14 protein-coding genes and 1 pseudogene are annotated in these 23,802 nt (G+C 57.7%); 8 read left to right on the top strand and 7 right to left on the bottom strand.

The genetic code is table 11. The features are described 5' to 3' along the window. Together JAO29_RS07950 and JAO29_RS07945 are read left to right on the top strand one after the other, a co-directional pair. Positions 1–3,162, top strand: a complete 3,162-nt coding sequence (locus JAO29_RS07950) for an efflux RND transporter permease subunit (RefSeq protein WP_334267667.1) — start codon at positions 1–3, stop codon at positions 3,160–3,162. Beyond that, the gene (locus JAO29_RS07945; RefSeq protein WP_334267666.1) at positions 3,149–4,483 is read left to right on the top strand and encodes a TolC family protein; all 1,335 of its coding nucleotides are present in this window, start codon (positions 3,149–3,151) and stop codon (positions 4,481–4,483) included. The genes JAO29_RS07950 and JAO29_RS07945 overlap by 14 nt, the downstream gene beginning before the upstream one ends. 23 nt (positions 4,484–4,506) lie before the next feature. On the opposite strand, the gene JAO29_RS07940 is transcribed toward JAO29_RS07945, so the two are convergent. Further along, complete coding sequence (locus tag JAO29_RS07940) at positions 4,507–5,409, bottom strand: LysR family transcriptional regulator (RefSeq protein ID WP_334267665.1); 903 nt, start codon at positions 5,407–5,409, stop codon at positions 4,507–4,509. Between the two features lie 128 nt (positions 5,410–5,537). Here JAO29_RS07940 and JAO29_RS07935 point away from each other — a divergent pair, with 128 nt between their 5' ends. From JAO29_RS07935 to JAO29_RS07925, 3 genes are read left to right on the top strand one after another with little or no spacing between them, the layout of a single operon-like run. Beyond that, entirely contained in the window at positions 5,538–8,726 is a 3,189-nt protein-coding gene (locus tag JAO29_RS07935; RefSeq protein ID WP_334267664.1) for an efflux RND transporter permease subunit, read from the top strand. Between the two features lie 35 nt (positions 8,727–8,761). Then, complete coding sequence (locus JAO29_RS07930) at positions 8,762–9,985, top strand: efflux RND transporter periplasmic adaptor subunit (protein WP_334267663.1); 1,224 nt, start codon at positions 8,762–8,764, stop codon at positions 9,983–9,985. Next, the gene (locus JAO29_RS07925; protein ID WP_334267662.1) at positions 9,985–11,457 is read left to right on the top strand and encodes an efflux transporter outer membrane subunit; all 1,473 of its coding nucleotides are present in this window, start codon (positions 9,985–9,987) and stop codon (positions 11,455–11,457) included. The genes JAO29_RS07930 and JAO29_RS07925 overlap by 1 nt, the downstream gene beginning before the upstream one ends. 31 nt (positions 11,458–11,488) lie before the next feature. Here the strand turns inward: JAO29_RS07925 and JAO29_RS07920 are convergent, their stop codons facing one another. From JAO29_RS07920 to JAO29_RS07895, 6 genes and pseudogenes are all read right to left on the bottom strand, one after another. After that, positions 11,489–12,577: a tartrate dehydrogenase gene (locus JAO29_RS07920; RefSeq protein ID WP_334267661.1), complete on the bottom strand. Its 1,089-nt coding sequence runs from the start codon at positions 12,575–12,577 to the stop codon at positions 11,489–11,491. A gap of 38 nt (positions 12,578–12,615) precedes the next feature. Then, a complete protein-coding gene (gene dctA, locus JAO29_RS07915; protein WP_334267660.1) occupies positions 12,616–13,890 on the bottom strand; it encodes a C4-dicarboxylate transporter DctA in 1,275 nt (424 codons plus the stop codon). A 157-nt stretch (positions 13,891–14,047) separates the two neighbouring features. Then, the gene (locus tag JAO29_RS07910; RefSeq protein WP_334267825.1) at positions 14,048–15,154 is read right to left on the bottom strand and encodes an MFS transporter; all 1,107 of its coding nucleotides are present in this window, start codon (positions 15,152–15,154) and stop codon (positions 14,048–14,050) included. Continuing rightward, a pseudogene (locus tag JAO29_RS07905) lies at positions 15,097–15,264 on the bottom strand (MFS transporter); the annotation flags it as partial. The gene JAO29_RS07910 and the pseudogene JAO29_RS07905, both read right to left, overlap by 58 nt. 126 nt (positions 15,265–15,390) lie before the next feature. Continuing rightward, on the bottom strand, positions 15,391–17,034 hold the full coding sequence (locus JAO29_RS07900; RefSeq protein ID WP_442886341.1) for an acido-empty-quinoprotein group A: 1,644 nt from the start codon (positions 17,032–17,034) through the stop codon (positions 15,391–15,393). Positions 17,035–17,045: 11 nt separating this feature from the next. Next, positions 17,046–17,921, bottom strand: coding sequence for a c-type cytochrome (locus JAO29_RS07895; protein ID WP_334267658.1), 876 nt, complete (start codon positions 17,919–17,921; stop codon positions 17,046–17,048). A 549-nt stretch (positions 17,922–18,470) separates the two neighbouring features. Here JAO29_RS07895 and JAO29_RS07890 point away from each other — a divergent pair. From JAO29_RS07890 to JAO29_RS07880, 3 genes are all read left to right on the top strand, one after another. Further along, positions 18,471–21,785 (top strand): TonB-dependent receptor, encoded by a 3,315-nt coding sequence (locus JAO29_RS07890; protein ID WP_334267657.1) that lies wholly within the window; start codon positions 18,471–18,473, stop codon positions 21,783–21,785. 120 nt (positions 21,786–21,905) lie between these two features. After that, positions 21,906–22,721 (top strand): PGN_0703 family putative restriction endonuclease, encoded by an 816-nt coding sequence (locus JAO29_RS07885; protein ID WP_334267656.1) that lies wholly within the window; start codon positions 21,906–21,908, stop codon positions 22,719–22,721. Between the two features lie 62 nt (positions 22,722–22,783). Further along, the gene (locus tag JAO29_RS07880) at positions 22,784–23,176 is read left to right on the top strand and encodes a hypothetical protein (protein WP_334267655.1); all 393 of its coding nucleotides are present in this window, start codon (positions 22,784–22,786) and stop codon (positions 23,174–23,176) included. Positions 23,177–23,802: the final 626 nt, after the last annotated feature.

Genomic DNA, 23,802 nt, shown 5'->3' with positions numbered 1-23,802 from the left:
ATGTCAGGATTTTCGATACGCTATCCGTTCTTCATCATCATGATGTGCCTGATCGTCGCCGTGGTCGGATCGGTGACGGTGGCGCGTATGCCGGTGGACCTGTTTCCAGATATCAACATTCCTGTCGTCGTGGTCGCGACGTTCTACAACGGCATGCCTCCGGAGCAGATTGAGGCGAGCATTACGAATCCGTTTGAGCGCTTCTTCACGCTGGGAAGCGGAATCGATCATATCGAATCGCGGTCGCTGACAGGCGTCAGCCTGATCAAGGTGTATTTCCAGCCGGGCACCAATGCGGACGCGGCGGTAGGTACGATCTCGAATCTGGCGATGGCGCAGCTGCGCCGTCTGCCACCGGGCACGCTGCCGCCTGTGGTTCTAAAGTTCGATGCCTCGAGTCTTCCTGTGTGCCTGATTACGCTGAAGGGCCAGGGGCTGAACGAGACCGCGCTGCACGACCTGGGGCAGTACACCGTACGTAACCAGATTGCCAGCGTGCCGGGTGCCTCGGTTCCGCAGCCGTTTGGAGGAAAGTATCGGCAGATCCAGGTCTATGTAGATCCGGTGAAGCTGCAGGCGAACCAGTTGAGCCTGATGGATGTGGTGCGGTCGGTCAATGAGTCGAATGCGATTCTTCCTTCGGGTGACGTTCGGATCGGACCGAAGGACTTCAACATCTACACCAACGCGCAGGCTCCGACGACAGCGGACATCAATCGAATGCCGCTGCGAAGCGTAGGGAATGGGCAACTGCTGATCTCGGATATCGGGCAGGCAAAGGATGCTTCCGCTATCCAGACCAACGTCGTTCGCGTCGATGGGCAGCACTCTGTCTATCTGCCGATTCTGAAGCAGGGCGGCGGCGGGAGCACGATCGCTGTGGTGAATGGCGTGCGTGCTGCCATCGGCAAGCTGCTGGACGTGCCGAAGACGCTGGTCACCAAGGTGGTGTTCGACCAGTCGGTGTTTGTAAAGACGGCCATTGCAAACCTGGGCAGCGAGGGCGGCATTGGATTGGTACTGACCGCGATGATGATCCTGGTCTTCCTGGGGAACTTCCGGGCGACGGTCGCCGTCATGCTTTCGATTCCATTGTCGGCACTGGCAGCCTTTCTTGCGCTGAATCTGGGAGGCGGGACGATCAACAGTATGGTGCTGGGCGGACTGGCGCTGGCGTTCTCTCGACTGATCGATAACTCCGTCGTCGTGCTGGAAAACATCTTCCGCCACATGGAGATGGGCAAGCCCGCGGAGCAGGCCGCCGAAGAAGGTGGCCGCGAGGTTGCGCTACCGGTACTGGCGGCGACGTTTACCACGGCGATCGTGTTCTTCCCGGTGGTCTTCCTCTACGGTGTCAGCCGCTTCCTGTTTGTGGCTCTGGCGCTTTCGGTGGTCCTGTCGCTGTTTGCTTCGTACGTAGTGGCGATGACGGTCGTTCCACTGTTCTGCGCGAAGTTCCTGAAGAATGCGCATCATGAGGCTGGTCACCATCAAGGAGGAAATCCCTTCCAGCGGTTCGTGCGGTGGTTCAACCGGCGTTACGACCGGGGCCTGATGAAGTACGACGTGCTGGTTCGGCGAAGCCTGTTGCGGCCAGCCGCAGTGGTGCTGAGCGTGATCGGCGTCTTCTTCTTTAGCCTGGGGCTGTATCCGTTTCTTGGACTGGCGTTCTTTCCGCGGACCGATCCCGGACAATTTGTGATCAACGTGAAGGCACCCACGGGCACGAGGCTGGAGGTCACGGACCAGTACATCGCGCGCGTCGAGGCGGATATTCGTTCGGTCGTTCCAGCGAAAGACCTGGGCATGATCGTGTCGAACATCGGCATCACTCCGGACTTCTCCGCGATCTACACCAGCAACTCCGGACAACACACGGCGTTCGTGCAGGTGAGTCTAAAGAAGGAGCACTCGGTCAGCAGCTTTGAGTACATCAACCGTGTGCGCGCAAAGCTGCATGATGATCTGCCGGAGCTGTCGACCTACTTCCAGACGGGCGGCCTGGTGGACGCGGTCGTGAACCTTGGGCTTCCGGCTCCGATCGACATTCAGGTTGGCGGAAAGAACATGGAGGAGACCTATCGCACAGCTGCAGACCTGGCAAAGAAGATCAAGGGGCTGAAGGGTGTGAGCGATGTGCTGATTCCACAGGATCTTAATTATCCGGGGATTCAGCTGAACGTGAATCGTGAGATGACCGCGAAGCTCGGGCTGACGTCGAGAGAGGTGGTCGATAACGTCATCACGGCGTTGAGCTCGAACGGCATGATCGCTCCGAGCTACTGGGTCGATCCGAAGAGCGGGAACAATTACCTGCTGACGGTGCAGTATCCGGATACGCAGGTGAAGTCGATGACGGACTTCAAGCAGATTCCGTTGCGGTCGAGGGATGGCAAGAGCGTAACGACTCTGGGAGAGGTGGCCGATGTGAAGAACATCGACACTCCGACAGAGGTGGACCACTACCAGCTGCGGCGCGTGATTGATGTCTATGTGTCGCCTTCCAGCGAGGACCTGGGAGGTGTCGCCAGCCGCGTCGACAAGGTGATCGCGCACGAACAGATTCCGGATACGGTCCGGGTGGCGGTGCGCGGCTCTGTCGAGGGCATGCGGCAGTCGTTCAAGAGCTTCGGCATCGGACTGATTCTTTCAATCATTCTGGTGTACCTGATCCTGATGGCGCAGTTTGCGTCGTTCACTGATCCGCTCATCATTCTGCTGGCGGTTCCTCCGGGAATCACGGGAGTGATCGTGTTTCTTCTAATGACGCACACGACGCTGAACGTGATGTCGCTGATGGGCGTGATCATGATGACCGGCATCGTCGTGTCGAATTCGATTCTGATCGTCGAGTTCACGCGCACGCTGCGAAGCGGGGGGATGCCGATTGATGAGGCGGTAGCGATGGCCTGCCGGGTGCGTCTGCGGCCGGTTCTGATGACGTCGCTGGCGACCATTTTGGGAATGGTTCCGATGGCGTTAGCGCTTGAAGCGGGCAGCGAACAGTATGCTCCGCTGGCGCGAGCCATCATCGGTGGACTTACGGTATCGGTGATTGTGACGATCTTCGTCGTTCCAGCGGCGTATCTGCTGGTGCACCGCAAAGAGGAGCAGAGGGATGGAGTTCTACAGCAGCAGGAGGAAGCCCGTGAACAGGTTTAGAACGGTTGTAGTTGCGGGAGTTCTTCTGTCGGGTTGGGGAGTTTTGGGCTGGGGGCAGGGCAGTGGTGCTGCTGTCGGCGCTCCAACTGGTGGCGCTGGCGCTCCGGTGAAGCTGGGGATTGCCGATGCCGAAGCGATTGCGATGAAGAATCATCCACAGATTTCGACGGCGCGGCTGTTGGCGCTGGCGGAGGGCCAAGTTGCACGGGAGGCGGAGGCGTCCGAGCTGCCCACGCTTACAGGGAACCTGACTGCTGTGCAGGCGCATGATGGAGGACGTATCACGGCGGGTGTGCTGAACAACCCGGTCCTGTACACGAGGGCCGCGGGTGGTGTCTCAGTAAGCCAGCTGATTACGGACTTTGGCCGGACGCGAAACCTGGTGCAGAGTGCGGCGCTGAATGGGCGAGCACAGCAGTCGAACGAACTGGCTACCGAGGCAGATATCAAGCTGGCTGTGGACGAGGCTTTCTATCGTGCTTTGGCTGCGCAGGCGGTCGTGGATGTAGCGAAGAAGACGGTGGCTTTTCGGCAGGACACTTCGAACCTGGTCGGTTCACTGGCGAATGCGAAGTTGAAGTCGACGCTCGACCAGAGCTTTGCAGAGGTGAACCTTAACCAGGCGCAGGTGCTTCTGCTGGATGCACAGAACGCGCAGGATGCGGCTTTTGCCGATCTGAGCAATGTGCTGGGGTATGAGCAGCAGCAGAACTTCGTTCTGGTCGATGCTTCTGCACAGCCAGCTCCTCCGGGAGATGATATTAATGCGTTGACCACGATGGCGTTCAATTCGCGACCGGACCTGGCGGCACTCAATGAGCAACAGGAGGCGGCGGAGAAGTATCGCAAGGCGGAACATGAGCTGTGGCTTCCGACGATTTCAGCGCTGGGCGTTGCGGGAGGATCGCCGGTGCGATCCGATGCCATCACGTCGAACTGGTATGGAGCAGCCGGGGTAAATATCAGCGTGCCAATCTTGAACGGCGGCCTGTATTCGGCGCGGGCGAAGGAGGCTGATTACCGGGCAAACGCAGCGCAGGAGCAGGTTCGCGGGTTGCGGAATGCGATTGCGCGCGATGTCAGGGTGTCCTGGCTGAGTGCGCAGTCGGCATATCAGAAGATCGGTGTGACGGCGAAGCTGCTGGCACAGGCCAACCAGGCGCTCGACCTGGCGCAGACGCGATACAAGCTGGGACTGAGCAGCATTGTAGAGCTGAGCCAGGCACAGTTGGCGCAGACGTCGGCGGAGATCGGCAACACGAACGCACGGTATGACTATGAGCGGGCGCTGGCGATGATTCGCTACCAGACGGGGCAGTGATGCGGTCGGTGCAGTTGTAGGAGCTAGAGGCGTACTACACTGCCGGTGGAGTGCGCCTTTACCAGTTTGCGGAAGCTGCGATTGACGTTGCTCTCGTGCTGGGGGGACCAGGTCATGACGAAGTCCACGAATGCATTTTTTGACCGAAGCGGGCAGAAGGCGAGGTCGCGCGTGCGGTACTGTTGCTGGTTGAGCGGGAGCAGCGCGATGCCTTCGCCAGCCTGCACCATGAGAACGACGCTGGACCAGACGCTCGAGATACTGGCGATGCGTGGGGAGAAACCGGCTTCGGAGCAGAGCTCGATCACTTTATCGAAGACGGCGGGCGAGGTGTCGCGCGAGGAGAGCACGAACGGCTCGCTGGCGAGGTCACGAAGATCGACAGGGCCGGGCACGACGGGGTGGTCGTTAGGAACGATGGCGAAGATGGGGTCCTGGTGGATGAGCTCGGAGATGAGCTCAGTACGGAATTCGGGTTCGACCCGCCGAGTAAACCCGACGTCGATCTCGCCGCTGACGAGTGCCTGCCACTGACGGGTTGAGGTCATCTCGACGAGCGAGATACGGATGCCGGGATGCTGCCTGCGGAAAGAACGGATGAGGCGGGGGAAGTTGAGGCCGACGCTTCCGGCGAAGAAGCCGATGCTGAGGGATCCGATCTCACCGCGCTGGGCGCGGCGTGCAGTCTCGATGGCGCGCTCGGAGTCGGCAAGGATGCGGCGCGCTTCGCCAAGAAAGAGTTCGCCGGCGGGGGTGAGGCTGGTTTTACGAGAAGAGCGGGTAAAGAGTTGAACTCCCATCTCCTGCTCGAGGTCGGAGAGCTGCTCACTGATGGCGGACTGCGCGACGTGCAGGCGCCGGGCCGCTCCACTGAAGCTTCCTTGTTCCGCAGCAGCAACGAGATAGCGAAGATGGCGCAGCTCCATGGCGAGATGATATCGGTTTTTCCGATAGATGTCGCCGGAAAGAACTGCGCGACAATTGCTCCGGGAAGGAATTCAATAGGGAGGTTGGAAGATTTTCCGGTTTTGAGGAAACGAGGCATCCGAAGCAGATGTGGATCGTAAAAATTGCGCTAAACCGACCCTATACGTTTATCGTTCTTGCGCTCCTGATCCTTATCGCTGCGCCAGTCGTCATTCTGCGTACACCGACGGATATCTTTCCGAACATCAATATCCCCGTTGTCTCCATTGGCTGGCAGTACACAGGCCTGAACCCTGAGGAGCTTGAGGGAAGGCTGACGACACCTTATGAGAAGGTGCTGACGACCCTTGTCGACAATATCCAGCATGTTGAATCGACGACGTACAACGGCGTGGTCGTCGTAAAGGTCTTCCTGCAGCCGGGTGCTTCGCTGGATACAGCCAACGCACAGGTAACGGCGGCTTCGCAGTATATCCTGCGCCAGCTTCCTCCGGGCACTCTACCGCCGGAGATCATTAACTTTTCGGCATCAAGCGTGCCGATTCTGCAGCTGGGTATCTCGGGAAATGGACTGTCGGAGACGCAGCTCAATGACTATGCCACCAACTTTATTCGAACCCAGCTGGTGACCGTGCCCGGGGCGGTAGTTCCGTCGCCTTATGGCGGCAAGCAGCGGCAGGTCAATATTTTGATGGACCCGGCGGCGATGCAGTCGAAGGGGGTTGCGCCGGGGGATCTGCTGAATGCGGTAGCGCAGCAGAATGTGGTCACACCTTCGGGGACGATCAAGATCGGCCAGACCGAATATGATGTGCGGACGAACGGTACGCCCCGGACCGTGGAGGAGTTGTCCAGGATTCCGTTGAAGCAGGTGAACGGAACCACGATATATCTGCGCGATGTTGCCAGCGTGAGTGACGGTTTCCAGATTCAGACGAACGTGGTTCGCCAGGATGGGCACCGCGGCGTGCTTGTCTCGATTCTGAAGAATGGAAACACGTCCACGCTGGATGTGGTGAAGGGAATCAGGAGCATGCTTCCACGGGTCGCCCTGACGCTGCCACCCGCACTGAAGATGACCCCGCTCTCGGACCAGAGCATCTTTGTTCGTGGTGCTGTGGAAGGGGTCATCCGCGAGGCTGTGATTGCGGCCGCTCTGACGGCGATCATGATCCTGGTCTTTCTTGGAAGCTGGCGCTCTACCCTGATTATCGCCGCCTCCATTCCGCTTTCGATCCTTACCTCTGTCATCGTTCTCGGCCTGACGGGGGAGACGATCAATACGATGACTCTCGGCGGATTGGCGCTTGCCGTCGGCATTTTGGTGGACGATGCAACGGTGACGATAGAGAACATCGAACGCTTTCTCGAAGAAGGCTTCCCGTTACGTGAGGCGATTCTGGAGGGCGCGGCACAGATCTCGGTTCCTGCGCTGGTGTCCACACTTTGCATCTGCATCGTGTTCCTGCCGATGTTCTTTCTCGGTGGTGTGGCTCGCTTTCTGTTCGTCCCGCTGGCTGAGGCCGTTGTCTTCGCCATGCTTGCCAGCTATGTTCTGAGTCGAACCCTGGTCCCCACACTCGCGATGTTTCTGCTGCGCGAGCATGGACATGAAAAGCCGGGGAATGGATACTTTTCGCGGTTCCAGCGAGCGTTTGAGAGAGGGTTTGAACGCGTTCGGTCGGGATATCACGGGGTTCTTGCAAATCTCGTTGAGAAGAGGCGAATCTTCATACCGTCATTTCTTCTCCTGTGCCTGGCCATGTTTATCCTGGTTCCTTTCCTGGGAGAGGACTTCTTTCCTGATACCGATAGCGGTCAGTTCATCCTTCACGTGCGAGGGGCTTCCGGCTTACGCATCGAAGAGACGGCGAGACTGCTGGATCTGGTAGAGGATGAGATCCGAAGACAGATCCCGGCGTCAGAGATCGATAACATCCTGGACAACATCGGTCTGCCTTATAGCCCAATGAACACGCAGCACCTTGCGAACGGAACAGTGGGCGCGAGCGATGGCGATGTTATGGTGACGCTAAAGGAGCACCACCATCCGACGGCGGATTATGTTAGTACGCTGCGCAGCGAACTTCCGCGTAAGTTTCCGAATGCAACCTTCTATATGCTGCCTGCGGATATTACAACCCAGATCCTCAACTTTGGCTTGCCAGCGCCTATCGACATCCAGTTGGAAGGCAATAATGTGGAGGCAAGCAAGGAGCAGGCGGACAAAATTCTCGCGGAGCTGCGCACCGTTCCAGGTCTGACGGATCTCCGAATCCAGCAGCCCTTCGATTATCCGACTCTGAATCTCTCTGTAGATAGAACGAAAGCCGCTCAGGGCGGATACTCCGAGCGTGATGTTGCCACCAGCGTGTTGAATACGTTGAGCGGAAGCTTTCAGGTCACCCCGATGTTCTTCCTTAACTGGAGGAACAATGTGAACTACTTCATTGTGGCGCAGACGCCGCAGTACAAGATGTCGTCGATCCAGGACCTGACAAATATCCCGATCAATCGGACGACAGCTGGGGCCCCTCCGACTTCCGCGACTCCCGAGATTCTGGGTGATCTTGCCAGCATTAAACGCGATCACGAGATGGCGGTGGTGAATCACTACAACATTCGCCGCGTCGTTGATATCTATGGCAACGTACAGGGGAGGGACCTGGGAGCCGTGGGCAAGGATGTTGAGAAGATTCTGGCCAGGGACAGAAAAGACCTTCCTCGTGGCACCTTCATGACGTTGAAGGGGCAAGTAGATACGATGCGTAGCTCGTATATAGGCCTGATCGGAGGGCTGTTTTTCTCGATCGTTCTGGTCTACCTGCTGATTGTGGTCAATTTCCAGAGCTGGGTCGACCCGTTCATCATCATTACGGCTCTGCCGGCTGCGCTTGCGGGAATCGTGCTCTTCCTCTTCCTGACGCGAACGACGCTCAGCGTACCTGCGCTGATGGGAGCCATCATGTGTATGGGCGTAGCGACAGCGAACAGCATTCTGGTGATTTCGTTTGCCAAGACGCGTCTTGAGGAGCACGGAGATGCGATCAAGGCGGCGATCGAGGCTGGAACGACACGCTTCCGCCCCGTGGTTATGACGGCGCTTGCCATGGTTATCGGCATGATCCCGATGGCGTTGGGGATGGGAGACGGCGGAGAGCAGAACGCTCCGCTGGGCCGAGCTGTGATCGGTGGTTTGATGTGCGCCACGATTGCAACACTTATCTTTGTGCCATGCGTGTTTGCATTGATTCATGGGACTGAAACACGGAGACTTAGCCGCGAGCGGAAACGCTTTGCCGAGGAGCACGCATGAACCGCAGTGGCGGGATCGGCAATCTGGAGAACGGTATGCCTACACAGCAAGCAGTAGAACCCACGCGGGCCGATGTGGTTCCGGCGCATAAAGAGGATGTTGCAACGGCACCACCCCAGGGAGGATCGGGGAGCGGCAGAATGCTGGGAATTGTTCTTGCCGTGGCGTTGCTGGCAGCGATCTTCTATGGGATCCATGTTCGTTCGTCCCATGAGAAGGAACTGGCCCAGGCGACGGACGAAGCTGCGGTGCCGACGGTGAATGTCGTAAGGCCCAAGCTGGGCTCCGCCGCGCAAGAGCTGGTGTTGCCCGGCAACGTTCAGGCATTTACCGAGACCCCCATCTATTCGCGTACAGATGGGTATTTGAAGAAGTGGTATTTCGATATCGGTTCCCATGTCCGCAGGGGGCAGTTGCTGGCGGAGATTGAGACTCCTGAGATCGATCAACAGCTTCAGCAGTCGCGATCGGAACTGGAGAGAATCCAGGCGAATATGGAGCTGGCTGGGGTTACCAGCAACCGTTGGCAGAGCCTGCTTGCCAAGCATGCCGTTTCACAGCAGGAAGCCGATCAGGCTCGCAGCAACTACATCGCAGCGCAGGCAGCGGTGGATGCAAGCAAGGCAAATGTACGGCGGCTGGAGCAGCTGCAGAGTTATGAAAAGATCGTTGCTCCTTTTGACGGCATCATTACGGCGCGCAATACGGATATCGGCGATCTGATAACGGCGGGATCGGGCTCCACGAATCCGCGTGAGCTTTTTCATCTGGCGGCGACCGGCAAGCTGCGTGTGTATGTTTCCGTCCCTGAGGTGTACGCAGACGTTATTCACGACGGAGATAAAGCGGACCTGACGGAGGATTCGGATCCCAGCGTAAAGATTTCGGGCGTGATTGTGCGCAATGCAAGGGCAATTGACTATAGCACCCGCACACTGAACGTCGAGGTCGACGTGGACAATCGCGATGGCGCTCTACTTCCGGGAGCGTATGTCTTCGCGCATTTCCATGTTCCAGGAGGCAGCAATACATTTACGATTCCCTCCAACACGCTGCTCTTCCGGGCAGAGGGTCTTCGGGTCGGTGCGGTCCGAAACGACCGTGTCCAGCTTGTCCCGGTGACGATCGGCCATGACTACGGCGGCACGGTGGAAGTGACTTCCGGTCTTACCGGTTCCGACGAGATCATTCTGGATCCTTCGGACTCCCTCGCAAGTGGAATGTCGGTGCTTGTCAGCGGCGGAGCGAAAGGACGGTAATGAGACGGACTTCGCAATTCATGTTGATGGGTGTGGCGAGCTTTGTGGGTTTACTGGCTGGCTGCCGGGTTGGTCCGCAGTATGTACGTCCCACAGCGCCGCTGGCGCCCGAGTTCAAAGAGGCTTTGCCGAGTAACTTCAAGGCATCCGACGGATGGAAGGTCGCTCAGCCTGGAGATGCAAAGCTGAAAGGCGACTGGTGGACGCTTTTCGATGACCAGGAGCTCAACGGGCTGGAGGCCCAGATTGATCCAGCAAACCAGACGCTGAAAGAAGCCGAGGCGAACTTCCGTGCGTCGCGCGCCGCCGTTCGGTTCTACCGGTCGAACCTGGCTCCTACGATCAGCGCGAATCCAAGCATTGGCGCCGTGAGGACCTCGCCGAACCAACCGTACTTCAATAAATCGATGGCAAATGATGGAACCGGCGACTTCACGCTGCCTATCGATCTGAACTATGAGATCGATCTGTGGGGGCGCATTCGACGCAGCGTTACGCAGTCGCGAGAACAGGCGCAGGCTTCTGCGGCGGACCTTCAGACGACGCGACTCTCCCTGCACGCGGAGCTCGCGATCGACTACTTCAATCTGCGATCTGCAGATGCACAGAGAAAACTGCTGGATGAGACGGTGAAGGCCTTCCAAGACGCACTTCAGCTTACGGAGGATCGTTACAACGGTGGCGCAGCCCCGCTGTCGGACGTGACGCAGGCAAGAACCCAGCTACAGACCGCACAGGTTCAGGCTACGGATGTCGACATCATGAGGGCCGACTATGAACACGCGATCGCGATGCTGATTGGAAAGGCTCCTGCAGAGTTCACGCTGCCTCGCAATCCGGTGACGGTAGCTGGTCCTGCGATGCCGGAGGTCCCAGGGGTTCTTCCGTCGCAGTTGCTGGAACGTCGCCCTGACATCGCATCGGAGGAGCGCCGCATGGCTGCGGCGAACGAACAGATTGGAATAACCGAGGCGGCGTTCTACCCGACGCTATCTCTTTCCGCTGTCGCGGGCTTTACAGGAACCTCTGCTGTGAACTGGTTTACGTGGCCAAGCAGATTCTTTGCTGTGGGGCCGACGCTATCCCAGACACTCTTCGACTATGGACGCCGACGCGCAAGCACCGACATCGCGCGTGCGGACTACGATGCGACTGTTGCCGCTTATCGGCAGACCACACTCACCGCATTCCAGCAGGTCGAGGACAATCTGAACGCCTTACATGGGCTGGAGGTTGAGTCTGGCCAGCAGCAGGCGGCAACCGCATCGGCGCGCGAGTCGCTGGACCTGTTCAACACGCGCTATGAGGGCGGGGTGGACACGTATCTGCAGGTTATTACGTGGCAGACAGCGTTGCTGCAGAATGAGCGGAACGACATTGACATCACGCGCCGCCGTCTGGAAGCAAGTGTTCTGCTGATCAAGTCGTTAGGTGGAGGATGGGACTCCTCGCAGCTTCCGCAGCATCCATAGGTCTTTGAAGAGATTGAATCGTGAAGGTGCCTTAACCGAGAGCCTCCGCAATGGCCTTTCCTGCTGTGGCGGTATCTGCGGTTCCTGCGACGTCGCGCGTGCGGAGCGCGGGCTCAGGCAGGACGCGTTCGATAGCCTGAACGATTGCAGCGGAAGCCTGTGACTCACCCAGGTGATCGAGCATCATGGCTGCCGACCAGATCTGAGCGACCGGATTGGCGACGCCAAGACCCGCGATGTCGGGTGCGGAGCCGTGAACAGGCTCGAAGAGAGAAGGGAATCGCCGTTCGGGATTGATGTTGCCGGAGGGTGCGATTCCGATTGTGCCGGTGCAGGCAGGTCCGAGGTCAGAGAGAATGTCGCCGAAGAGGTTGGACGCTACGACGACGTCGAACCTGTCCGGATTGAGAACGAAATGCGCGGCCAGGATATCGATGTGGTACTTATCCCAGGTGATCTCCGGGAACAATTTCGCCATGGCTTCGACACGGGTGTCCCAATAGGGCATGGTGATGGAGATGCCGTTGGACTTGGTCGCGGAGGTGAGGTGCTTTCGGGGACGCTTCTGCGCGAGCTCGAAGGCGAATTTGAGGATGCGATCGACGCCGGTCCTGGTCATGATCGTCTCCTGAATGACGACCTCGCGGTCGGTGTCAGCGAAGATCTTGCCGCCGATCGAGGAGTACTCGCCTTCGGTGTTTTCTCTGACGACGAAGAAGTCGATGTCTCCCGGTGTGCGACCGGCGAGGGGACAGGGAAGGCCGGGCATCAGTCGGACGGGCCGGAGGTTGGCGTACTGGTCGAACTCACGCCGGAACTGTATGAGCGAACCCCAGAGCGAGATGTGATCGGGGACTTTTGCAGGGCAGCCTACTGCACCGAAGAAGATCGCATCGTGACTGCCGATGCGCTCTTTCCAATCTTCGGGCAGCATCTGCCGATGCTTGAGGTAGTAATCGCAGGAGGCGAAGTCAAATTCGTCGAGGGTGAGCTCGAAGCCAAATTTCTTTGCCACAGCCTCGAGGACCCGGACGCCTTCGGGCACGACCTCTAGACCGATTCCATCGCCCGGGATGACAGCGATTCTGTAGCTACGATGGTTGTTACCCGATGCGATCATGCATCCGACTCCTTACAGGAACGATTGGTGAAGCTGAGTTATTTTTCGAAGACCGCTATCTCCGGCCTCGGATGAAGGACCTGATCGACTTTGTAGAGATCGAGTGTCCCCGACCAACGAGCGATGGCCATCGTACCTACGGCAGTTCCAATTGTATTGGTTAGTGCGCGGGCCTCGGACATGAAACGGTCGATGCCGAGGATGAGAACCATTCCCGCTACGGGGATCTTGCCGATTGAGGTCAGGGTTGCCGCCAGGGTAATGAAGGCTGATCCTGTAACTCCCGCCGAACCTTTGGACGCTACCATCAGCACGCCGAAGAGGATGAGGATATCTGCGAGCGTCAGTCTCGTGTTTGTAGCCTGCGCGATGAAGATGGCAGCCATCGTGTAATAGATGCATTGTCCGTCGGGGTTGAAGACGATTCCCGCGGGTACGACGAGACCTACCGTAGAACGCGAGCAGCCAACGGTTTCGAGCTTGAGCATAAGCTGCGGCAGAACCGATTCCGAAGAGCTGGTGCCGAGCGCGGTCAGGATTTCGTCTTTCAAATACCTGAGAAAACGCCAGAGACTAAAGCCGGAATATCTTGCCACGAGTCCCAGAACGATGAAGATGAAGAGGAGGCACGTGGTGTACATGGTGAGCATGAGCTTGCCCAGCGAGACAATGGAGGCGAAGCCATACTTGCTTACGGTGAAGGAGATTGCTCCCAGTGCGGCGATCGGGGCGAAGCGCATGACGATGGCTACGATCTGGAACATCGCCTTCGCGGCGACATCGAGGATGTTCACTAATGGTGTGCCAACGCTTCCCAGCCGCGCCAGAGCGATTCCAAAGAGAATGGCGAAGAAGAGAATGGGAAGAACATCGTTCCTGGCCAGGGCGTCGACTGCGCTGTCCGGAATGATATGCAGGAGAAAGTCGCTGATGGACTGAGGAGGAGCGGCGGCAATGTAGCTTGATAGGGCCTTCGTGTCGAGCGTGTGGATGTCGACGTTGAGACCGGCTCCGGGGCGCACCATGGCAACTACGCCCAGCCCGATGAGCAGCGCAAACGTGGACATCACTTCGAAATAGAGGATGGATTTGACCCCGATACGTCCGAGGTCAGCCAGGTTCTCCATGCGGGCGATCCCCAGCGTTACGGTCAACAGAATGACCGGGGCGAAGACCATCTTGATGAGCTTGATGAATCCGTTCGCGAGCGGCTGCAGTTGCACGCCCACTGACGGAGCAAACAGGCCGATCAAAATGCCTACGATCACCGCCAGAAGTACCTGAAGGTACAGAGAACGAAAGAGACGTCTCATTTACAAAAGCCACCGCTTGCAGGAAGGCGGTTCTCCTTAGCCGATTACGCCACACTGCTGAAAGGAATCTCTGATTCCCGGAAGGATACACCGAGGATCAGATGTCCGTACAGCAGAGCGGATGTCTCTCAGCCCGAGTCGTGAATAAACCTGAGGGTTAAGATACTGCGTTTTTCAGCCTGTTCTGCTCAGGAGAAGTCGAAGCAGTTCGGTCATTCTTCTCCGAGAAGCTGACAAGGAAGAAGATCAGCACAAGGGCGGAGACTATGGCAGAGAAGAGCCATATCGATCTCCAGTCGTAGGAGATGCTGCCTTGCGCGAGGGGCAGGGCATAGTGCTCGACAACAAAGCCCGACAGCCATGAGCCGACGAACATTCCCAGACCGTATGTGATGAAAGTGATCAGGCCCTGAGCGGCTGCGCGCAGGCCAGCATCGGCCTTCTGGTCGATGTAGATCTGTCCGGTTACGAAGAAGAAGTCGTAGCAGATTCCATGCAGCAGGATTCCACCCCAGAACATCCACATCCCGTCTGTCGCATTTCCGTAAGCAAAGAGGATGTACCGAAGGACCCACGCGGCCATTCCCGCAACCAGCATGTACTTTACACCCAGCCGGCGGAAGAACACGGGGATGAGGAGCATGCAGAAGAGCTCGGACATCTGCCCGCCCGTCATCTTGCCTGCCGCGTTCTGTACTCCCACCTGATTGAGGAAGAGGTTGGTGAAGGCGTAGTAGAACTGGAGAGGGATACAGATGAAGAACGACGCGATCACGAAGATCAGCATCGATCGCTCTTTCAGCAGGGAGACCGCCTCGGCGGGGAAGATGTTCCTTATCGAGAAGCGATCATTGCGATTGCCCAGCGGGGGCGTGTGGGGCAGCGTTAGGCTGTAAAGCCCCAGCAGCATGGATGCGACTGCTGCCAGCTTCATTGCGATCGAAGTTGCTTCCAGTCTGAGGGTACCGATGACCAGGCCGGCGATGATCCAGCCGATCGAACCGAGCACACGGACTGCTCCGAACTCTAACTTGGGGTCGCTCATTTGCCTGAAGGCGAGTGAGTTGGTGAGCGCCAGTGTCGGCATGAAGCAGAGGCAGTAGAGCAGCATGAGAACGTAGAAGAGGCCAAAGGATCTCTGGGATGCGGCGCGAACAGAAGGATAGCTCCAACGATGTGCAGAAACGCGAGGACCTTCTGCGTAGCGAAGAGCCGATCGGCGATAAGGCCTACGAGAAAGGGCGCGAGGATGGCTCCGACAGATGTAGCTCCGGCGGCAAGTCCGATCTGCTGTCCAGTGAAATGCAGCGAGGTCGACAACCATGTACCCAAGGTCACGTACCACGCGCCCCAGACGAAGTACTCGAGAAACATCATCGTGCTGAGTCTGAATCGCATCTGCAGCTTCATCTGAATCCCTTTCGAAGAACGGCTTGAAGCACCTGCGGGAAGGGAACGGGCGTGACACCGACCTCACCACCGATTGAGTGTATCTTCTGCTTAGTTCAGCCGGAATGCATAGACAGAGTCGGCTGCTCCCACCAGGATGTACTGGTGTCCATCCAGCATGTAGGTCTCAGGAGCGTTGGTGACTCCGATACGTGCGTGCCATAGCGGATTTCCGTTGGCAACATCGTAGGCCACGAGGTTGCCCCCCGGATCTCCTGCGAAGAGCAGCTTACCGGCGGTTGTCAGCAGGCCGGGTTGAACGCCATAGTTGGCTATGCCAGAGAACCGGTGCTGCCATGCGATCTTGCCGGACTTGTAATCGATAGCGGTGATGTAGCTTCCCATGCTGCCCAGGCTCTGCTCATCTTTGCCACCCAGTCCCATTGAGCCACGCGGATCCGTGGTGGTCAGGTAGTACATGGCATAGCTATCGGTCGTGGGGACATACATCAGGCCGGTATCGGGGCTGTAAGCCGGGGGCATCCAGTTGGTGATTCCCTGATTTGCTGGGGAGACGAGAGCGCCTGCCAGATCGAAGTCCTTCTCCGGAATCCGAACAGGAGCGCCGTTCTTGTCGTAGGTGTCTTTCGCCCAGTTGACGGTCTTCGAAAGCTTGCCGGTCACAAGATGTTCGCCTGTAAGGCGGTCGAGCGTGAAGTAGTAGCCGTTGCGAGCTCCATTCAGCACCAGCTTTCGCACCTTACCGTCGAACATTCCATCGATCAGGATGGGAGTCTGAGCGGAGTCGTAGTCGTGGGTGTCATGAGGGGAGTTCTGGTAGTACCACACCATCTTCCCCGTATCTACATTCAGAGCGATGATGGAGCAGGTATAGAGGTTCGCTCCCGGTCCGCGTTTTTCCGAGGTATACGCCGCAGAGGGATTGCCCGTCCCGAAGATATAAAGGTGCGTCTCAGGATCATAGGATCCGGGCACCCAGACGTTGCCTCCGCCATGAGAGGCCGCATCAAGATTGAGCCAGGTATCCAGACCCGGATCCCCCGCTTTCACGGGGACGGTGTAGAACTTCCACTGCACGTCTCCGGTGTCGGGATCATAAGATTGCAGGAATCCCGGCTCATCGAGGTCATCGCCGGTTCCGACCAGCAGATGGTTGCCGACGACGATAGGCGCCATGGTGGAGAAGTACTGCTCGTCGAAGCTTGCGATCTCCTTGTGCCACTTTTCCTTGCCGGTCTTCGCATCCAGACAGATCAGGTAGTTGTCCGGGGTCTCCATGTAGACCCAGCCTTTCCACATGGCCATCCCGCGATTGCCAATGTGGGTTCCGCCCTTGGTTCTCCAGTAGTAGTGCCATATCTGGTGCCCATCGCGAGCGTCGATCGCCCACGCGTTATCGGGGGTCGAAACGTACAGCACGCCGTCAACCTGAAGAATGGCTCCCTTGATGCTTGCAGGAGTATTGAACTCAGCCTTACCCTCCCCGGCAACGATGGTCGGAGGTGCCGTGGGAGGACTCTGCGGGCCGGCCTGCAGCCGCGATACCCACGCGAGCGAGAGGTTCTTGACGGTCGCATGATTGATGGCGTCCAGAGAGCTGTATCGTCTGCCGGAGTAGTCGCCGGAGTACGTAGGCCAGGAATCAGGATGCGGCTTGAGGATCTCACTGGGATCGAGGCTCTGACCTACTGCAGCACTGGTCGCCAAACTTAAAGACGCAGCAAGGAAAGACAACAACACTCTTCTCATTTCAGGGTCACCAAATAGGCCGTTACGTCGTGAATCTCTTTATCGGTGTACTTGTGCAACAGCTCCCGATGAGGGGCGAGCGGATCATGTATCTCAACTTTCGGGACATCACCCATCCTGCTGAATCCGCGTTCTGTCCCATCTGCCTGCTGCAGGCCTACGTAGAAGTCATCGATGCGAGTCATGACTCCGTCGATCTTTTCTCCGGTTGGAAGTGTGACGGTAACGGTCGTGGGCGGGATATGAAGACCGGGCAGGTGAACCGGAGAGACTCCGCCGCGACCACCTCCGCCATCCGGCAGCAGCCATGTCTGTTGCAGGACCTTGGGTGTCGGCATTTTCGCGGCGAAGCCCTTGAGGTCGCCGCTCACAGAGTGACAGGAGGCGCATACCTTTTTGAAGTATGTTTCGCCTGCGTTTGCGTCACCCCGCACAATGTCGATGTTGTTCTCGTTCGGGTCGGTGCGGCTGGCGACTTTGATGCTGTGAAGCCATGCTGCGACATCCTGGATCTGCGCATCTGTCAATTCAATCCGAGGCATGCCTTTGTCGGCGCGTGCTCCATGCACGATGGGAGCTATTAATTCGCCGGACTGATCCTGCAGTACGACGGTTGAGCGCAAAAGGTTAGGTCCGACTTCGCCTCCGCGCGCATCGGAGCCATGGCAGAAAGCACAGCTGACGCCATAGGTGGCCTTGCCGCGGTCCAGAACCTCCTGCGGCGCCTTCACGCGATCCGGATATGCCTGTGGACGTTGTGCCCTTTGGGTAGGCGCCGGTGCGGGCGTCTGAGCCTCAGCTACACTGCAGAGTTTGACGGTATACCACGCTCCTGAGAACAGGAACAGAGCCGCTAAAAGGCCGTGCTTCACCTAGTGATTCCTCCGGAAGCCTGTCCATGAATGTCTTCGCGGAGACAGGCAGAACACGCAAAAATTGGTCCCTCTGACTGTACCTTGAAGGACGCTAGATACCCAAATCCCGTCCACTGCAGCACCGTCTTCTCTCGACAGATGAAGCTCGAGCACAGTAGAAACTAAACGGCTTTGCATTGCGAGGAGACTCTGCGAGCTCTTTCAGGAAACGCCTGCAAGCCTCCCAACTGCTTTCCGGTCCTCTCCATACTCTGCTAGCCCGCCTCATGACGGATTTTCCGAAGAAAACACGTGCCATATGTGCGCACGACGACACATCCGATGAATGGTCAGGGGGCGCAAACGCATGAAGGCGCAGAGGGGATGAACATTCCTCAGTCCCTATAGAAATTTGTTCTTGACAGCTCAATTATGACGCCGCTACGATCCTCGGCGGAAAAAATGAGACGTCTCATACGGTCCCAAAAATAACAAGGCACGGACAGTTATGCAACCCAGGTCCCAGCCCCGCAACCAAGTGTTCGGGCAATTTTGGAGGCTTCACCCATGAAACTCGTAATGACCAAAAACAGTTCGATGCAGTGCAAGGCAATCCCGCAGACGGATGCCATTGCCGTACATTCGAACCCAGCCAGTGCAGGACTTCGCACGCTACGCTATGCGTGTCTCGCACTCGCAATGGGGACGATACCCTTTGCCGCCATGGCGACGCTATCACCGATGGCCTACGGCCAGGCGAGCTCGAGCTCTGACGCCGTGGGCAAGGTGACTGACTCAACCGGCGCCAGTGTTCCCGCCGCAACCGTGCACCTGATCAACAACGCCACGGGCGCTGAGCGCACGGCAACCACCAGTGACAGTGGCGACTGGTCGATCCCGAATCTTCCACCGGCGAGCTATCGTGTACGCGTAGAGAAAGAGGGCTTCAAGACGAGCACCATCCCAGCCCTGGATGTAGAGATCGGAAAGACGGCCAATGGCTCCGTAACACTGAGTGTTGGAGAGCGGACGGAGACCGTCGAAGTGAGCACGTTGCCGCCTCAGCTGCAGACCTCCGAAGCGACCGTAGGACAGGTCATCGATCAGAAGCAGATTACAGATCTTCCCCTGAATGGCCGTAACGTGCTTCAGCTGGCGACGCTGGCTCCAGGCGTCTCGCCGCCACAGCAGGGCCAGACCGGAAACCCGAATCGTACCGGAAACCGCAACCTGTACATCACGGTGGACGGCGGTCGCGGTTCGTCGACCAATTACGTGCTCGACGGAACCTACATCCGGTCGGTGCGCTTCAACAACATGGCGATGCAGCCGAATGTCGACACCCTGCAGGAGTTCAACCTTCTACGCAACTCCTTCTCGACCGAGTACGGCCAGGGACAGGCAGTGGTCTCAATGGTGACGAAGTCGGGATCGAACCAGATTCACGGTACTGCTTACGAGTTCGCCCGCAACAGTGTCTTCGATGCTCGCAATTATTTTTCAAGAAACGGAGCAAAGCCGGACTTCACACGCCACCAGTACGGCGGCACGGTTGGCTTCCCAATCGTGAAGGACAGGGCCTTCCTCTTCGGCGGCTACGAGGGACTACGCACAAACAGGTCCACTCCTCAATTCGGCATCTTCCCGACCCAGGCTCAACTGGGGACCCCTGACCCGACCAATACACTCGCGAAGGTCATCAACCCGACTGTTCCTGTTCCGAACATCGACCCGAATCAGAATAACGGAAACAACTACGTCAACTACCAGACCACGACGGACAACTACGATCAGTACACCATTCGTGCGGACCAGACACTGACTCCGCGCAACCAGCTGTTCGAGCGCTATATCGACTTCAACTCGAAGGAGTTTATCCCTTCGGTGCAGGGCGGTATCGACAACGTGTTGATCGGCCGCAATGGTGTCATCGGCCATACATTTCTGATTACTCCGAACATCGTCAACGAGGTCCGTGCAGCCTACAACCAGTATTACAACTGGGAGCTTGGCGTACCTCTCAACCCGGGTGTGAACTACGCATCGCAAGAAGGCCTGAAATTCGTTTCGGGTTTGACGACCCCATCGCAATATGGCCGAGCTTCGATCGCAATCGCCGGTTTCACTACCGTGAGCGATCAGGTAACGAACCAGGGTGGAAACGAAAACATCATCAGCGTTGGCGATTCGCTCAGCATTGTCCACGGCAAGAACACCTTCAAGATGGGCTTCCAGTATCAGAACCGTCGCGTGATTCTGCTGGCGGACAATAACTCGACTGGTTCATTCAGCTTCGCTGCCTGCAGTACGTCGGCGTGCGCGGCAGACCAAAAAATCAATCCGGTCACAAAGACCTACTACACCGCTCTCGAAAATTACCAACGCGGCTATTGCACGTCGAGCTGCAACGGCAACTTCGGAAATACCCGTGGCCACTATCGCGATAACACCTACGGTGCGTTCTTCAGCGATGTCTGGCAGCTCGGACATGGATTGACCATCAATGCTGGTCTGCGGTGGGAGTACAACTCACCCTTTGTCGAGCAGAACGGCCTCGAAGGTACACTCGATCCCACCCTTGGCAAGATCAAGTACAGCAAGGTGCCTGCCTTCATCCCGGCGGCTTTCCTTCCGTTCGTTGTCACCGACTCGACCTATAGCCCCGGTATCCTTCAACCCAGAAGAAAGGGCTTCGGTCCCCGTCTTGGTGTGGCTTATGAGGCGTATCCCGGAACTGTCTTCCGCGCAGGCGGCGGCATCTTCTTCGACAACATCAACACCAACGAACTGCAGTTCACCCGTTATGCCGCACCGCTGTATTATCAGCAGTCACTCAGCAATCTCAAGGTACAGGATGCCTTCCCTGATCCCACCCTCGGATCTGCCGGTCTGCCTGCGCCGTTCTCCGTCAATCCGAACAACACCATGCCGTACACCTACGAGTGGACTGCGAGCGTGCAGCAGGACCTCGGTCATGGCATGATCTTCGAGCTGGCGTACACGGCAAGCGCAACCCGAAAGCTGTGGAAGCGTTATGACCAGAACATGGACCTGTTGTTCCCGGGCATAACTCCTTCGGGCGGAAGCAATCCGACCAATCAGGGTGTGCGTCCGTTCCCGCAGTTCCAGCATGGAATCCTGACTTCGAGAAACGCCGCTACGGCAAGCTTCAACGGCCTCTCTGCAAAGGTTGAGAAGCGCGCCAAGAACGGTCTCTACTTCCTCGGCAGCTATCAATGGTCCAAGAATCTGGACAATAACTCAGGCGAGGTGGAAGCGAACGATACCTCCTACTCGACTGATTTCGGTTTCGATTACTCGTACAGCCGTTTCGACGTTCCCCACCGCGCTGTCATCAGCGGAGGATACGAGCTTCCGTTCGGCAAAGGACATGAGATGCTCCAGAGTGGTGTAGGTAATGCGATTGCAGGAGGCTGGTCGGTTCAGCCAGCTATCCAGCTCCGCAGCGGCTATCCATTCTCGGTCTCGCGTTCGGGTGCCAGCTTCGGTACTTACACTCCCGGCCGTGTGAACCTGGCGCCGGGAAGAGATATCGCGAGCGCGAAGAAGCAGCATCCTTCTCCCAACGGCTGGTTCGACCCCACCGCGTTTGTCGATCCGGGCCAGACTCTCCAGGGTAACGTCACTCGCAACGTCCTGCGTGGACCCGGAACGGCTCAGGTCGACTTCTCGGCGATCAAAACCTTCCAGATCTTCGAGCATCTGCGCACTCAGTTCCGTGCGGAGGCCTACAACATCATCAATCACCCCATCTTTTCCCAGCCGGCGTCGAATATCTCGACAACCAGCACGGTGGGCAAGATATCGTCGACCTCCGGCGATAACCGAAGCATCCAGCTTGCAGTAAAGGTGATCTTCTAGCTGCTCTGCTGGCGGGGCGGACTCCAGACGGAGTCCGCCCCTTCTTCTTTAACTCGGACCGGTTCCTTGGCTTGACGTAGGCAGATGACTTTCGCCTTATCTTCACCTATGATTTAGAAGATGAGCACCCCCGCATCCAGCCTTCGTCGCGAGCTCAGCGCGCGGAATATCGGCCGAGCGAGCGGGTTGCAGCATGAGCTGAGCTATGGTGAGGTTCCCTGCGTTGTCTATCGGGAAGAGGGCCGGTCACACGGAAACTTTCTGGATGCGTCCTATCGGGCAATCTGCGCGAGGCCTGACTGGCGGAGGCGTCTGGAAAAGAGCTACACGGGGGCACAGTGGATTCCGCGCCGATGGGACAGGGTAGGACGACGCGAATTGGATTGTGCCTCCAGTTCAGACGCTCTGCTGATGAACATCTTCTGTTATCGCAGAGTGCTGCAAAGAGCCGGGCTCTGCTCTTTGCTTGGAATTGAAGCAGGCCTCGTCCCGGAGTTTGGGTTCAAGCCCCTTGCACCGCTCCAAAAGCGCGGGGTCGACCGTACTGAAATCGACATGAAACTTGGAGAGCTTCTTGTGGAGGCGAAGCTGACCGAGTCCGGCTTCAGACCGGCGGCGCCTCATCTCGTCTCCCGCTACCGTGATTTCGAAGAGGTCTTCGACGTAGCAGAGCTTCTGACGGAGGAAGGTCTTATCTTTGGGTATCAACTTGTGCGCGGGATTCTCGCGGCCTATAACACTGGAGGCTCCTTCGCTCTGCTATCTGACCAGCGCCGCGGCGATCTGACGGAGAGCTGGTTCAGGGTGATGCAGTCTGTTCGCAGCTACAGTTTCCGCAGCCGCCTCAAACTCTTTACCTGGCAGGAGGTCACACCACATCTCCCGCAAAGAGTGAAGGCATTCCTCAAAGAGAAATACGGCATCCTACCGAATTAGCGCTGAGAATAGATAGCCTCTGCATAAGAACGATTTGCCAGCAGGACGGGAGCGGTGCTCCAATGAAAGCATTGCGAAGATCCATAGCCATCATGTTGCTGCTGCTGTTCAGCTTCCCGCTGGCATCTTCGCTCCTTGCTGCAACAAGGAACAGTGACGAAGGTCTTCCTGCATGTTGCCGTCGCGGTGGGAAGCATCATTGCATGGGCGGACCTGCAATGGGGCTGCAGTCTATCGGCAACGTTCCGCAATTTCGGCCACAGACTGATCGCTGCCCCTTTCTTCCTTATATAGCGGTCTCCATCCGCCGGGACTGGGGAGCTGTGCCCGTGCGCGGAATGATCTTCGCCGGGCTGGTCAGCCACCCGGCAGTCATCGCGCAGACTCAATCCAGGTGGCGTATCTCGAGAGACCGCTCTCGCCACAAACGCGGACCTCCAGTTTCGTCTCTTTAACAAGCTTTCACTCGTCATGGATGCGAGAGCATCTGTGCAGGTGCCTTCGGCTCACCCTTTCTGTTTCAACAGGCATGGTGGTCGTCGATAATCGCTGATCCTGAACCTGGTTTCAGGGCAGGACCGAAGGGTCTGTCTCGTAGGGACGACCCAGCATGCGTCGAGTTCAACTCGCGGATATCCAGGATTCGGTCATGAAGAAGAGAGGACAAGCAGTCTGGCGAACAAGTGCCGTTCTGGCGCTCGTCACTCTTCTTTTGCCTCTCGTTGGGCTGGTGCTCGCATCTCCCCTTGATGACAACTCATCGCTGCCCGCATGCTGCAGAAGGCACGGAGAACACCGATGCCTCATGCGTGTGACAGAGGGTGCGCAGGAATCCTCAGGCTCAACCTCATCAACCCGTCTCACTCAATTTTCGGCCAAGTGTCCCTACAGCGCGGTCATCACACAGCAGGCCGCTAGTCACCCTCTGTGGCATGGCCCTGGCGAGAGATCGTTTCTTCGTTGGGCTGCCGGACGGATACAGATGTCAGCGGGTCGCAGCAATCCCTCCCGTTCCCAATGCACGGCAAACTACAAGCGAGGGCCACCGCGCACTTCCAGCCACCCACCTGAGACATGATCT

This window comes from Edaphobacter sp. HDX4 (assembly GCF_036877565.1).
Taxonomy (GTDB): domain Bacteria; phylum Acidobacteriota; class Terriglobia; order Terriglobales; family Acidobacteriaceae; genus Edaphobacter.
Note: the sequence above shows the minus strand (reverse complement) of the source record. Positions and strands in the feature narration are given on the sequence as shown.